The 13,110-nt window shown below is 52.9% G+C and carries 13 protein-coding genes; 9 read left to right on the top strand and 4 right to left on the bottom strand.

Features of this window, described 5'->3' with window-relative positions; all coding sequences use genetic code 11:
- Positions 1–4 precede the first annotated feature (4 nt).
- The gene (locus Q8A57_RS09550) at positions 5–508 is read left to right on the top strand and encodes a DUF6586 family protein (protein WP_305170876.1); all 504 of its coding nucleotides are present in this window, start codon (positions 5–7) and stop codon (positions 506–508) included.
- An 88-nt stretch (positions 509–596) separates the two neighbouring features.
- Positions 597–842, top strand: a complete 246-nt coding sequence (locus tag Q8A57_RS09545; RefSeq protein WP_305170875.1) for a hypothetical protein — start codon at positions 597–599, stop codon at positions 840–842.
- 66 nt (positions 843–908) lie between these two features.
- Here Q8A57_RS09545 and lexA read toward each other — a convergent pair whose 3' ends face one another.
- A complete protein-coding gene (lexA, locus tag Q8A57_RS09540) occupies positions 909–1,523 on the bottom strand; it encodes a transcriptional repressor LexA (RefSeq protein WP_305170874.1) in 615 nt (204 codons plus the stop codon).
- Between the two features lie 207 nt (positions 1,524–1,730).
- On the opposite strand from lexA, the gene Q8A57_RS09535 reads away from it, so the two are divergent.
- Positions 1,731–2,387, top strand: a complete 657-nt coding sequence (locus Q8A57_RS09535) for an LOG family protein (RefSeq protein ID WP_305170873.1) — start codon at positions 1,731–1,733, stop codon at positions 2,385–2,387.
- A 29-nt stretch (positions 2,388–2,416) separates the two neighbouring features.
- Here the strand turns inward: Q8A57_RS09535 and Q8A57_RS09530 are convergent, their stop codons facing one another.
- Positions 2,417–2,734, bottom strand: a complete 318-nt coding sequence (locus Q8A57_RS09530; protein WP_305170872.1) for a DUF6763 family protein — start codon at positions 2,732–2,734, stop codon at positions 2,417–2,419.
- Between the two features lie 329 nt (positions 2,735–3,063).
- On the opposite strand from Q8A57_RS09530, the gene nagZ reads away from it, so the two are divergent.
- From nagZ to Q8A57_RS09510, 4 genes are read left to right on the top strand one after another with little or no spacing between them, the layout of a single operon-like run.
- Entirely contained in the window at positions 3,064–4,083 is a 1,020-nt protein-coding gene (nagZ, locus tag Q8A57_RS09525; RefSeq protein ID WP_305170871.1) for a beta-N-acetylhexosaminidase, read from the top strand.
- Positions 4,084–4,107: 24 nt separating this feature from the next.
- Positions 4,108–5,217 (top strand): mechanosensitive ion channel family protein, encoded by a 1,110-nt coding sequence (locus Q8A57_RS09520; RefSeq protein WP_305170870.1) that lies wholly within the window; start codon positions 4,108–4,110, stop codon positions 5,215–5,217.
- Between the two features lie 30 nt (positions 5,218–5,247).
- Positions 5,248–5,988 carry an S-methyl-5'-thioinosine phosphorylase gene (locus Q8A57_RS09515; RefSeq protein ID WP_305170869.1) on the top strand — a complete coding sequence of 247 codons (741 nt, stop codon included), beginning with the start codon at positions 5,248–5,250 and terminating at the stop codon, positions 5,986–5,988.
- Positions 5,985–6,275 carry a DUF4124 domain-containing protein gene (locus Q8A57_RS09510; protein WP_305170868.1) on the top strand — a complete coding sequence of 97 codons (291 nt, stop codon included), beginning with the start codon at positions 5,985–5,987 and terminating at the stop codon, positions 6,273–6,275. Before Q8A57_RS09515 ends, Q8A57_RS09510 begins: the two co-directional genes overlap by 4 nt.
- 5 nt (positions 6,276–6,280) lie before the next feature.
- Here Q8A57_RS09510 and Q8A57_RS09505 read toward each other — a convergent pair whose 3' ends face one another.
- Positions 6,281–7,228 carry a CsiV family protein gene (locus tag Q8A57_RS09505; protein ID WP_305170867.1) on the bottom strand — a complete coding sequence of 316 codons (948 nt, stop codon included), beginning with the start codon at positions 7,226–7,228 and terminating at the stop codon, positions 6,281–6,283.
- On the bottom strand, positions 7,225–10,680 hold the full coding sequence (mfd, locus tag Q8A57_RS09500; RefSeq protein WP_305170866.1) for a transcription-repair coupling factor: 3,456 nt from the start codon (positions 10,678–10,680) through the stop codon (positions 7,225–7,227). Before mfd ends, Q8A57_RS09505 begins: the two co-directional genes overlap by 4 nt.
- A gap of 88 nt (positions 10,681–10,768) precedes the next feature.
- Here mfd and Q8A57_RS09495 point away from each other — a divergent pair, with 88 nt between their 5' ends.
- A complete protein-coding gene (locus tag Q8A57_RS09495; RefSeq protein ID WP_305170865.1) occupies positions 10,769–11,446 on the top strand; it encodes a hypothetical protein in 678 nt (225 codons plus the stop codon).
- 177 nt (positions 11,447–11,623) lie between these two features.
- A complete protein-coding gene (locus tag Q8A57_RS09490; protein WP_305170864.1) occupies positions 11,624–13,084 on the top strand; it encodes a glyceraldehyde-3-phosphate dehydrogenase in 1,461 nt (486 codons plus the stop codon).
- Positions 13,085–13,110 lie beyond the last annotated feature (26 nt).

Genomic DNA, 13,110 nt, shown 5'->3' with positions numbered 1-13,110 from the left:
CGCCGTGAACCCGTACCTGTCTGTGGTGAACCAGCACGTTTGTTTCAGCGCATTATTGCTGGAGCAACTGGCTGAGTATGAGGGGAAGAGTACAAATCGCCTGCAGGTCCTTGCACTGGCTCAGTCAGTACTGCTCCAGCTGGAAATATCCTACCGGTTCTATCTCAGGGAAGTGGCCGCCACCTATAAATGCCGGGAGCCGGAACAGATACAGGACGTGGACACGTTGATCAGTGCCCTGCAATCCATGGGTAAACACCCAGCTGAGGCCAGCGAATTGGCTAATCTGGAACAGCAGCCCGGCAGTTGGCTGAGCGGTCTATTGTCAGCCTGCCACCAGGTGATGCGGGTGCAGTCAGAGCAGGTCAGCCAGCATTCTCCGATAGCGGTGGTTCAGGTCAGCAGTGATCAGGATGACCAGGAACTCACGGCAGAGCGGTTATCCGATTGGCGCAATGCCTTCCTCGAAGTGGTTGAACGTCACCGCCAGCACATGCTCGAGTGCTAAGTTAATTTTTCCGGACGATGGTTAATAACCGGGTTCGGCTCTGTTACAATCTCGCTTTACTACATTCCCACCACTACTGGTAGACCTCATGTCTCTTTCTCTGTTTGAAATCGTTATCCTGCCCGACGGGGATATTGCCCTGCAGCGGACTGATGATGATTCCCCCCTGATCCGGATCAGCTTTTCTGATGATGCGGAAGCATTTCTGGAGAGCGCCAAGGTGGATGTGGCCAAGGTCATGATCGATGCCGGCATCGAAGTATTTGAAGAGCTCGGAGCAGAAAACATGAAGCTTGAATCGCCCCGTATCGATAAGGACCGCGTGCTCCACTGATCTTGAGCGGGCCACTAACTCCGTTTATAACCCCGCTCAGGTATGGGTTTTCGTAATTTGCAGTGATCAGGTCTGGGTGCGAATAACACCAACCCCCAAGCCCTCAATGGCAAAACTTTTCTCTCTCAGGTCCACGTGGATCGGTTCCAGGTCTTCGTTCTCCGGTTCCAGAATTATCTCGTAGCGCTTGCGACTCTTTTTAAAGCGTTTGACCGTGACCTCATCGTCGATTCTGGCGACAACAATCTGCCCATTGTCAGCGGTTTCGCACTTGTGTACGGCGAGGATGTCTCCATCCATAATACCGATGTTTTTCATGCTCATTCCCTGCACCCGGAGCAGATAATCAGCTTGTGGGTAGAATAGATTGGCTGCCACATCCAGGTAAGCTTCAATATTTTCAATCGCCAATACCGGCTCACCTGCAGCGACACGACCTACTAGCGGCAGGCCGGGTGGTGTTTCTTCAATGAGACGAATGCCCCGGGAGGCTCCGGAGGTCATTTCAATCACACCTTTGCGAGCCAAGGCCCGCAGGTGTTCCTCGGCGGCATTGGGGGATTTGAATCCAAGCTCAGAGGCAATCTCGGCACGGGTAGGGGGATAACCGCTCTCTTCGATGTGCTGCTTAACCAGGTCCAGAATCTGTTGCTGGCGTGCGGTCAAAGACGGGTTGCTCATGGCTGTCACCTCGGCTGCTGAATAAGAGGCAGGCTTGCTGCCAACAATATATAGAGTACTGTAAATTAATATAGCCTGTATTAAAACACAGTATTTGGCCGGGTGGCACCCTGTTATTTATCGGACGACACTATACTTAGCAGAGGCTTTGGTAAAGGACTTGGTATAGTCACGTGTCTGGCCCAGCAAGTATTGATAGGAGCATTTATGGACGAAAATAAAATCCCTGAAGCCTGGCGAGTATTGAGAATCCAGGCGGAACTGGTGGACGGCATTGAGGCGCTCGCCAAATTGGGCAGTGCGGTGACCATTTTTGGTGGCGCCCGTTTTAAACCGGGCAGCCATTACTATGAAGAGGCACAGCGCCTTGGCGGCTTGTTGGGTAAAGAGGGGATTCCCGTCATTACCGGTGGTGGTCCGGGAATTATGGAAGCAGCCAATCGGGGTTGTCACGCCAGTGCCAGTACCTCCGTGGGATTAAATATATCGCTGCCAACGGAACAGGACCCCAATTCCTACCTGGATTTGTCCCTCAAGTTTCGCTATTTCTTCGTGCGCAAGTTCATGTTTGTTAAACATGCGGTGGGGTTTGTCATCTTTCCGGGGGGATATGGAACACTTGATGAACTGTTTGAAGCTTTAACGCTGGTGCAAACCAGCAAGGTAAGGCCATTTCCAATTATTCTAGTGGGCAGTGATTACTGGGGAGGCCTGGTAGACTGGATTCAAAACACCATGTTGGCGAATGGTTGTATTGCTGAGCGGGAGCTGCATCTGTTTACGGTGGTAGATGATGCTGAATCAGCGGCAAAAATTATCCTGCAGCATGCGCGCATGCTACAGGCTCAGGAAATTGCCGAATAACTGTTGGGAGAAAAGGTGATCAGCTCTGCTCAATAGTCATCCAGGCCGTAGATCGTATCTGAGTCAATATCCATCAAGGGATCATTCCAGTTCTCTGGCACGTACACATCGTCTGACGAGAGGCTGTCTTCATTACTCAGTTCATAGGATACCCGCCAGTCTTCCGGCGGTTCTGCCGCTAACAGTAACAATTGTTGCCAGGTATCGAGATCAATCTCACTGACCTCTCCGCCGACATATTGCACCTCGATAGATCCGGCGTGTTCATCAACGGCTACGACTTCGAAAATTTCATCTTCAGCGGCATCCTGATACCAGGCACCAATGACAGGAACTTGTGAAGCCATGATTCACCCCCTTCCTTTTTTCTAGGACTAATCAAAGTATCACCAACGAACTTGCTCTGCACTATGCTGGCAAGCTGTTTTGGATAAGCGGACGTTGACGGGATGAAGACTTCAAACAGGATAAATATGAGACCACTTTTAAAAAAGTGATGTAACTTCAGTGATGAAAAGCATTTAATTCTTATCCCGAAAATGGTTCTGTAATCTGTTAAGTTCCATCTGTCATAACGGGTTGTTTTCAAAATGAAAAATTTGTCTAATCTGTTACCCCGGTTTCTGGCCGGTAATGGCTTGCTTTTCCCCTGTCACCCGTTGTTTGAGGTTTTACTATGATTCCTGGCCCGTTGATGCTCGATCTGGAAGGTTTGGTGCTGACCCCGGATGAGGAGCACCTTCTGCGGCACCCGGGGGTTGGTGGCGTTATTTTCTTCTCACGTAATTTCTCCAGTCGAAAGCAAATGATGGAATTGGTGGCGCAGATACGTGACATCCGCCCCGAATTGTTGCTGTGCGTTGATCAGGAAGGTGGTCGCGTACAGCGCTTTCGTGAAGGTTTTACGCGGATACCACCCATGCAGATATTGGGTGACCTTCTCCCCGGAGGTGATGCTCTACAGTTGCTGCGGGATACCGGATGGCTGATGGCTTCCGAGTTGCTGGCATCGGGCATTGATTTCAGTTTTGCCCCGGTACTGGACGTGGACCGAGAGGGTTGTGAGGTCATCGCTGACCGCTCCTTTTCTGATGATCCCATTTGTCTCGTTCAGGCTGCCGGAGCCTTTATTGCCGGTATGCATGAGGCGGGTATGGCTGCCACTGGCAAACATTTTCCGGGGCATGGCGGGGTCAGGGCTGACAGCCATCTGGAAACTCCCTACGACCAGCGTTCCCTTCAGGCCCTGCGAGATAGGGATTTGAGGCCCTTTGTCGAACTGAGCAATACGCTGGATGCTGTGATGCCGGCACATATCGTATTTCCCAATATAGATGACAATGCCGTCGGATTTTCCCGGTTCTGGTTGCAGACTGTCCTGCGGGATGAATTGCAATTTGAGGGCGTTATTTTTAGTGATGACCTGTCCATGAAAGGGGCGGACATTGCCGGGAGCTATGCGCAGAAGGCTGACAGTGCCCTGCACGCTGGCTGTGATATGGTACTGGTTTGTAACAGTCGGCCCGGCGCGCTGGAAGTGCTGGATTTCCTGGAAAGTGCAGACGTTAACCCATCCCCCAGGTTGCCAGACATGCTCGGGCGCCAACAACCGGACTGGACAACGCTGGTCGCTTCCCCGCGCTGGCAGTCAACCGTGGCCAAACTGGAAGAGCTGGTCGCTGCCAAGGCTAAATAATCGGAGTCAATGGAGTCAATAACGATGCAGATATTCGAGGACTGGTTGGTACGTTTTATCAGTGATGACTACCTGTGGATGGTAGAGATATTCCTGATTGTGCTTATTGCCCTGATGCTTGGTTATCTGGCGAACAAATTTATCAATTTTCTGGAAATCCATGCCGCACGTTCTACCAATGTTTGGGACGACGCTCTGATCGAAGCCTGTCGCCGGCCTGCTGTCTGGGCGATCTGGATACTCGGTGTCAACATGGCTGCAGCTGTGGCGGCAAGGGCCGCAGAGTCAGAATGGTATAGCCTGGTGGCACCGGTGAATCGGGTGGCGATTATTTTCCTGGCTGCATTGTTCCTGGTGAACCTGGTCAGGCGTGTGGAGCGTAACCTGGTACACCCGGAATACATGCAGGAGCCGATGGATGAAACCACGGTCAAGGCCATTGGCAAGCTGGTGCGTGCCTCGGTGATCATCACTGCAATCCTGATCGCCATGCAGGCTTTTGGTTACAGTATTTCCGGTGTGTTGGCATTCGGCGGTATCGGTGGTCTGGCGGTGGGTTTTGCCGCCAAGGATTTGCTGGCAAATTTTTTTGGGGGATTGATGATCTATCTGGATCGACCGTTCAAGGTCGGTGACTGGGTGCGTTCTCCCGATAAGGAAATTGAAGGCACCGTGGAGGATATTGGCTGGCGTTTGACCCGCATCCGGACCTTTGACAAGCGACCGCTGTATATTCCCAATGCCGTGTTTAACAATATTTCTGTTGAAAACCCTTCGAGGATGCTCAACCGCCGCATCTACGAGACCATTGGCATTCGCTACGACGATATCGGCAAGATGTCTGCGATCGTCGAAGACGTCAAAGCGATGCTACGCAGTCACCCAGAGATTGATCAAGAGCAGACAATGATCGTGAATTTCGTGTCATTCGGTGCCTCCTCTATCAACTTTTTTATCTATACCTTCACCAAGACCACACAGTGGGTACTGTTCCATGAGATTAAGCAGGATGTGCTGTTGAAAATCAGTGACATCATTGCCGATCACGGGGCAGAAATCGCATTCCCCACCTCCACGATTCATGTGCCCGATGACATTAAATTGTTGGGTACCCAGCTGGAGAATGCCAGATAACCCGCGGCATCCAGGGAGTGATATGACCTCATGAAAATTGGCATTATCGGAGGCAGCGGCTTATATGCCCTGGATGAGCTGGAGGTCACCCAACGTCAGGCTGTGGATACCCCCTGGGGCAAGCCTTCAGATCAGCTGGTATGCGGCAGTCTGAATGGCTGCGAGGTCACTTTTATTGCCCGCCATGGTGAAGCTCACCATATTCCGCCACACAGGGTGAATTACCGGGCCAACCTGGCGGCCTTGCAGGCCATGAGTGTTGACGCGGTGCTTGCCGTTAACGTGGTGGGTGGCATCAACGGTGAAATGTGTCCCGGTGATTTGGTGATTCCCGATCAGGTCATCGACTATACCTGGAACAGGGAGCACACCTATTCAGATGGTGCGGGGTCGGCCTTGCAGCATGTTGATTTTACCGAGCCCTATGACAAGCCCCTGCGTGAAACGCTGTTAAAGGCTGCCATTGCCAGTGGGTTGCCTGTCCATGGCGAAGGCGTCCACGGGGTCACCCAGGGACCTCGACTGGAAACCGCGGCGGAAATCAGGCGTATGGCGAATGATGGCTGTGACATCGTTGGCATGACGGGTATGCCGGAAGCTGCTCTGGCCCGTGAGCTGGGTCTTCCTTATGCGTGTTTGGCACTGGTGGTCAATATGGCGGCGGGTCTAGCCGCTGAACCGATTTCCATGGAGAAAATAGAGGCGATGATGGCCTTGCGTATGCCTGTTGTACGCCGTTTGCTGGCCTCGGCTTGCAGTGATTTGTCATGAGTGTCAGACCACTGACCTTGATACGAATCGCTATGATGTCACTGTTTTTGCTGGCTATCACTCCAGCAGGCGCCCAGGTGTTCAAATGTGTCGACAGCAGGGGCAAAACCACCTTCAGTGATCGCCCCTGTGAGAGCAGCAGTGCTGAGAAAGTGATTGAACAGCGATCCCGTGGGGAATCGTCATCAGCCAACAAGTTGGCGGACAAGCGTTCAGGTCTGGGGCGTTTTGTGGACAGAGCTGAGCAGATGTCGAAGAGGCCGGGCACCCGCAACGACGGAAAATAAATACCTTAGGGTGTGTTTTCCTCGGAATTCTCGTAACGGTTCACAAGCACCAGTACACCCAGATTAGGGTGGTCCAGATAGGTCAGCTCCCCAAGTTGAAGGCGCGTAGACTGGTTCAGCGTGACAAGGTCATTGATCGAAAACTTTGGCGTTTCAAATGTCCAGGCGGGAGTGTCAGCCTGATTGATGGACTCCGGGAAGTTTGTGCCCGATTGCGGTGCTTCGACAGTTTCCCGCCACGGCTGGCCAGGCAGACCAGGCCAGGTAGGTGAAACTGCGTTATCGACAGTGCTCTGTTGATCATCGGCCACCAGATCAGATGGTTCGATGGCGGTCTCTGTAACCGGCATTGCGGGTTGCAGTTGTCCAAAGCGGGTATGCCAGAGGTTGGCCTGAACGTGCAAGTAGCGATTTAGCACGATGCGCAGGCTGCCCTCCAGTTCGTGATGCTCGCCGTATTGCTCACCGCCGGCCAGCAGCACCCAGGGGCTGTTGTCGATATCCAGTCCGGGTTGACGCCATGCCCAGTGCAACAGCACCCGATACCCCGAGGCCCTGCCCAAGGTGTAATTTTCAGGACCGAGTTCATAGTCTTTTTTATCGAGCAGCACAAAAGATTTTGCTTTGTCAGTTGATGGCTCTGCTTTTGATATGCCTTCAGGGCCAGAAGCGTCGAGACTGTCTGAAGAGATGTTGTCTGGAAGTTCTGTTGTAACCTCGGAGGATTCCAGCAGGGGTGCAGGAGGTATACGCAGCTCGGAACCTTCCAGTGTCAGCCAGTTTTGCGGGTAGCTAAGTTCGACGTCAGTGCGGTGTTTTTCGTCGCCGTAGAGATCCTGTTGTGTCAATACCAGAATTTCCACCTGATACCAGGGCAGTGTCTCTTCGGCCAGCGAAAGCGTTGGCAATAATAGAAACAGCAGGGCAGCAGTCTGGCGGAATGAGGGTTTCATTGACGTCCTTTTTCCTTTGGAGTGAGTCTTTCCAATAGTGCCTGTATCTGAACCAGTCTCTGCTCGGTTGTGCTGGTTGGTATGGCAAACTTCAGAGTTGAGGCGCCTTGCAAAGAGAAAATTTTGGGCTCTTTCTGCACCATTTGCACAATGGTTAGCGGTTCGACCACCGTATCACTGCCAAACTCGACTCGTCCACCGCTTGGCCCGGATTCTACCTTACAGATACCCAGTTGGCGCGCTTCAAGTTTCAGGGCTGTGACTCTGAACAGGTTTTTCAGGTGGTCGGGCAACAGGCCAAAACGATCAATCATTTCCACTTGCAGCTCTTTGAGCTCCTCATCGGATTGTGCGTTGGCAATGCGTTTGTACATGATCAATCGCATGTGTACATCGGGGAGGAAGTCTTCGGGAATCAATGCCGGAATATTGAGATTGATTTCAATGTCTTCACTGAGAGGAATATCGAGTTCAATAGACTTTCCCTTGCGGATGGCGTCTACCGCTCGGTCAAGCAATTCCATGTAGAGGGTAAAACCGATGGACTGGATATGGCCACTCTGATCTTCCCCCAGCAATTCGCCGGCACCGCGAATTTCCAGGTCGTGGGTTGCCAATGTGAAGCCCGAACCGAGATGATCTGCGGCACTGATGGCTTCCAGCCGTTTGACGGCATCGTCGGTCATGGCCTTGGGTTCCGGCGTTAGCAGGTAGGCATAGGCCTGGTGGTGTGAGCGGCCCACCCGGCCACGCAGTTGATGCAGTTGCGCGAGACCCAACTTGTCGGCGCGATCGATCAGAATAGTATTAGCACTGGGGATGTCGATACCGGTTTCAATGATCGTGGTGCACACCAGCACATTGAAGCGCTGGTGATAGAAGTCGGACATCACCTTTTCCAGTTCCCGCTCGCGCATCTGCCCATGGGCAATTTCCAGACGTGCTTCCGGGATCAGTTCCTGTAGTTCCTGGGCCGTTTTGGCGATGCTCTTGACCTCGTTGTGCAGAAAGTAAACCTGTCCGCCACGCAGAATTTCCCGCAGCACAGCCTCGCGAATGACCCTCGGATCGCTCTGCCGTATAAAAGACTTTACCGACAATCTGCGCGCCGGAGGTGTGGCGATAATCGAGAGGTCGCGTACGCCGGACATGGATAAGTTGAGTGTCCGGGGAATCGGGGTGGCCGTCAGGGTAAGAATATCCACTTCTGCGCGCAGTGCTTTAATCTTTTCTTTCTGACGAACCCCGAAGCGATGTTCTTCATCAATAATAAGCAGCCCCAGGTTCTGATAATTGACCTTCGCATGTAGCAGTTTGTGTGTGCCGATGAGGATATCCACCTTGCCCACGGATGCGCGCTCGAGCACTTGCTGCTGTTCTTTTTCCGTCCGGAAACGGGAAAGCTCTTCAATGGTTACAGGCCAGTTGGCGAAGCGGTCACGGAAGTTTTCCAGGTGCTGGTGGGCCAGCAGTGTGGTGGGCACCAGCATCACGACCTGTTTGCCGCTGGCGACTGCAATAAAGGCGGCACGCATCGCCACCTCGGTTTTGCCGAACCCCACATCGCCGCAAACCAGACGGTCCATAGGTTGTTCCGCCAGCATATCTTTCTTGACGGCTTCGATGGTTTCCAGTTGGTCCGGGGTTTCCTCAAAGGGAAAGTCAGCACAGAAAGCCCGGTATTCCGCTTCCGGGTCCCGGCAGGCAAAGCCCTTGCGCGCAGCCCGGGTTGCGTAGATGTCCAGCAGCTCTGTGGCGGTGTCGCGTATCTGTTTTAGCGCCTTATTTTTGGCTTTTTGCCATTGTTCACTACCGAGCCTGTGCAGTGGGGCGAGTTCTTCTTCTGAGCCGCTGTAACGGCTGATCATGTGCAGTGACGATACCGGGACGTAGAGTTTGGCGTCATCCGCGTATTGCAGGGTCAGAAATTCCTGGGTCTCCCCGGCAGCATCAATGGTCTGCAGGCCCAGGTATCGACCAACACCATGATCCATATGGACTACCGGTGCGCCGACACGCAGTTCCGTAAGGTTTTTAATAACCTGATCTGCGTCTTCCCGTTGTTTGCTGCGGCGCCGACGCTGCATTACCTGCTGGCCGAATAATTCTGTTTCCGAAATGACGGCCAGGGGAGGGGTCTCTAGACTGAAGCCCCGGATGAGTGGAAAGGTTGTGATGCTGAGGGTGTCGCAGCCTGCGACAAAACTTTGCCAGTCACTGACATTCGTGGGCTTTATTTTGGCTTGGTGCAACAGCTCCAGCAGACTTTCGCGACGCCCCGCGGATTCGGCGCAGATCAGAACACGCTGTTCGGTGTTTTCCAAAAAGGTTGAGAACTTCTGGAGTGGGGCATCAGCTTTGGCGTCCACACTGACATCGGGCAATGCACATAAGCCCAACGACAGACTGGGCTTACCATCTGTGGTTTGGTCGCGCAGTGCAGTGCGCGGGTAGGTTTTCAGTGACGCGAATAGCTCTTCAACCGGGATAAAGACATCTTTGGGTGGCAGCAGTGGGCGGCAAGGGTCGACGTTGTATTCCTGGTAACGCTGGGTGGCATCCTGCCAGAATTTCTCTGCCGCCTGCTCTATGGGACCCGCAGAGAAGAGCTGGCAGTTTTCCGGAAGGTAGGAAAACAGGCTGACGCAGTGCTCAAAAAATAGGGGTAGAAAATATTCAACACCTTGGGAAGGAATACCTTCGCTGACATCGCGAAACACCGGGCAGCGGCGTTCATCTACATCAAACCGCGACAGCCAGTTGTCCTGAAACCGTTTGATGGCGGCCTTATCCAGCGGTACTTCCCGGGCCGGCAGCAGGCAGATGGTGTCGGACTGTTCCAGGGTACGCTGGGTTTCCGGATCAAATGTACGCAACGTTTCAATTTCGTCATCAAACAGATCAATACGAAACGGCCTGTTCGCTCCCATGGGGAAAATATCGATCAGGGCGCCGCGCACCGCAAACTCCCCATGTTCCACCACCGTATCCACGCAGTGGTAGCCCGCGGCTTCCAGTTGTCCGCGGAGTTCGTCCAGATTGACGTGATCCCCGGTAGAGTAGTCAAAGGCGCGCTGGCTGACGAACTCCCTGGGGGGCAGGCGGTGCATCAGTGTGCTGACAGGGACAACTACCACACCGGTGTTGGCCTGTGGCAACCTGAACAGGGTACGTAGCCGCTCCGAAATGATGTCCTGGTGCGGAGAGAACAGATCGTAGGGGAGGGTTTCCCAGTCAGGAAAGTGGAAAACCGGATAGTTGTCGTCCAGGAAAAAACGCAGTTCTATTTCCAGCTCCATCGCCGTTTTTGCTGTGTCGGTAATCACCAGGGTAAGCCCCTGGTGTTGTTGGCTGGCCTCTGCAATGGTGAGGGCGGTGCCAGCTCCGTAGACTCCCTGCCAAAGGCGTCTGTCGCCGGGAGCATTGAGTGGCGGAAGTGACAAAATCGACATGCTGGAAAAGTACTTTGTGGTCGGGGAATTGAGGTGTGGTATTTTAGCGAGGCCGTTTGGAGATTGATATGTCTGCTAGGGAATTGTTGTGACGCTCACGCGCAAACTCATACTGTGCTGGATATGCCTGCTACTGGTGGCCTGTGGAAGTTCTCCTTTCCAGGTGAAGAACCTGGCCAAGACGGATATCGACATGGTGTCCGACGCCCATTACCGGGAAGTGGAATCCTTGTTGAGAAAGTTGACGGTAAAGCTCTATAAGCGCAACCCGAGAGAGCTTCACAAAGGCAGTGACCCTACGATTGAGCAGCGTGTCTCTCAGATTTTTGATGTGCCTGGCAGATTGCAGTTTGCCGAGCTGCCGGTGACGGGGACCCAGGCCATTGAGCTATCCGTTGATCCTGCCTATAAGGGTGATCGTGTGTTTGCGCTTGTCGTTGGTTTAACCGATATGATTCGAGAATCCTACGATTATCAATATGACTTCTACCTTTTCTCGGAACTTGACCATCAAAAGCTTTACCACAGCGCTCGCAATATCGAGATTGCCTTGTGGCGGATTGCACGTGGTGTTGATGCCGATAATAACCCCCTGATTGTCATGAACAGCTGGCGCGGGGAGCGGCGCAACCTGAGCTACGAAAGGCTGTTCGGCAAGCTGATCGCCTTGCAGGATATGATTGCCACAATCACGGCACAGAAAAATCAGCGGGTGATCAAGGCTGTGGCACAGAATGTGGCAACCATGGCGTTTATTCCTCTCTAGGAGGGTGCCAGTCGGCATCGAAAATTGGGCTTTGCTGACCCAAATCAACCATAGATGAACTGAAGTACCAGATATTCACCAGTCTTAGTTGCTCTGAAAACACTGAATACCGATAATAGCGCCCCTCGACGGACTGTGCTCCGCAAAGCTCCTTGAATCTAGCGAGAGGTTGACCAAGTGACTGAACAAAACCGCCCCGTTCCCGCCGATTTTTTTGCCGACTGGAAAGAGCGCGAAGCGCTGGCAGAAGCCATGATTCCATTGATTGGCAAGCTCTATCGTGAGAACAATGTGTCTCTCTATATGTACGGCCGGAATATGGTGAACCGCTCAGTGATCGAGCTGATGAAGGCACACCGTTTTGTCCGTCAAATCGAGCACAACGAGCTTTCCGAGTTTGAAACCTTTCCTCTGATCAAAGCGTTGGCCGAAATGGATTTGGGGCCTGCCCACATCGATATCGGCAAGCTCACCGTAAAGTACCAGGAATCTGGCAACGGTGAAGATATGACCGCCTTCCTGCAGCGCGAGGTGGGTGACGATATTGGCTGTATGCGCAAGCCGCTGCCTCAGCCCCAGGATATTGTGCTGTATGGTTTCGGTCGTATCGGTCGACTGCTTGCGCGCCTGTTGCTGGAAAAAACCGGCAGTGGTGACCTGCTTCGTTTGCGCGCTATCGTAGTCCGCAAGGGCAAAAGTGCAGACGATCTGGCCAAGCGTGCCAGTCTGCTGCGCAGGGATTCGGTTCATGGTGCATTTGATGGCACCATTCGTGTCCTGGAAGACAAAAATATCCTGGTGTGTAACGGCAACCCCATCCAAGTGATTTATGCCAATTCACCCGAGGAAGTGGATTACACCGAATACGGCATCAGTAATGCCATCGTGGTGGATAACACCGGTGTCTGGCGCGATGAAGATGGTCTGGGTCAACACCTGAAGTGCCCCGGCGCAGGCAAGGTAATTCTGACGGCGCCCGGTAAAGGTGATATTCCCAATATTGTTTACGGCATCAACCAGGGTGAGATCACTCCTGATTCCAAAATCATTTCTGCAGCGTCCTGCACCACCAACGCCATCGTGCCGGTTCTGAAGGCGCTGATGGATGACTATGGCATCGAGCGCGGCCATGTGGAAACCGTTCACTCCTACACCAATGACCAGAACCTGATTGATAACTATCACAAGGGTTCCCGTCGGGGCCGTAGCGCACCGCTGAATATGGTTATCACTGAAACCGGTGCAGCCAAAGCAGTGGCCAAGGCGTTGCCGGAATTGGGTGGCAAGCTCACCGGTAATGCGATTCGGGTACCGACGCCAAATGTATCTATGGCAATTCTGAATTTGCAGTTGGGCCGTGAGACCACCAAAGAAGAGCTGAATGAATATATGCGCAAGGTGGCCCTGTATTCACCTTTGCAGCAACAGATTGACTACACCATTTCCTCGGAAGCAGTGTCCACCGACTTTGTTGGTTCCAGACATGCCTGTATTTTTGATTCCGAGGCGACTATCGTTAGTGGTGACAGCGTCGTACTTTACTGCTGGTACGACAATGAGTTTGGGTACAGCTGTCAGGTAGTTCGCTGCCTGGAAAAACTGGCTGGGCTTTCCTGGGCCATGTACCCGAAATCCTGACAAAAATGAAGCCGCACTTTGTTGCG

Source organism: Porticoccus litoralis, from assembly GCF_030676955.1.
In the GTDB taxonomy this organism is placed as follows: Bacteria; Pseudomonadota; Gammaproteobacteria; order Pseudomonadales; family Porticoccaceae; genus Porticoccus; species Porticoccus litoralis.
The sequence above is the reverse complement of the archived record's forward strand: the minus strand, read 5'-3'. Positions and strand labels throughout refer to the sequence as shown.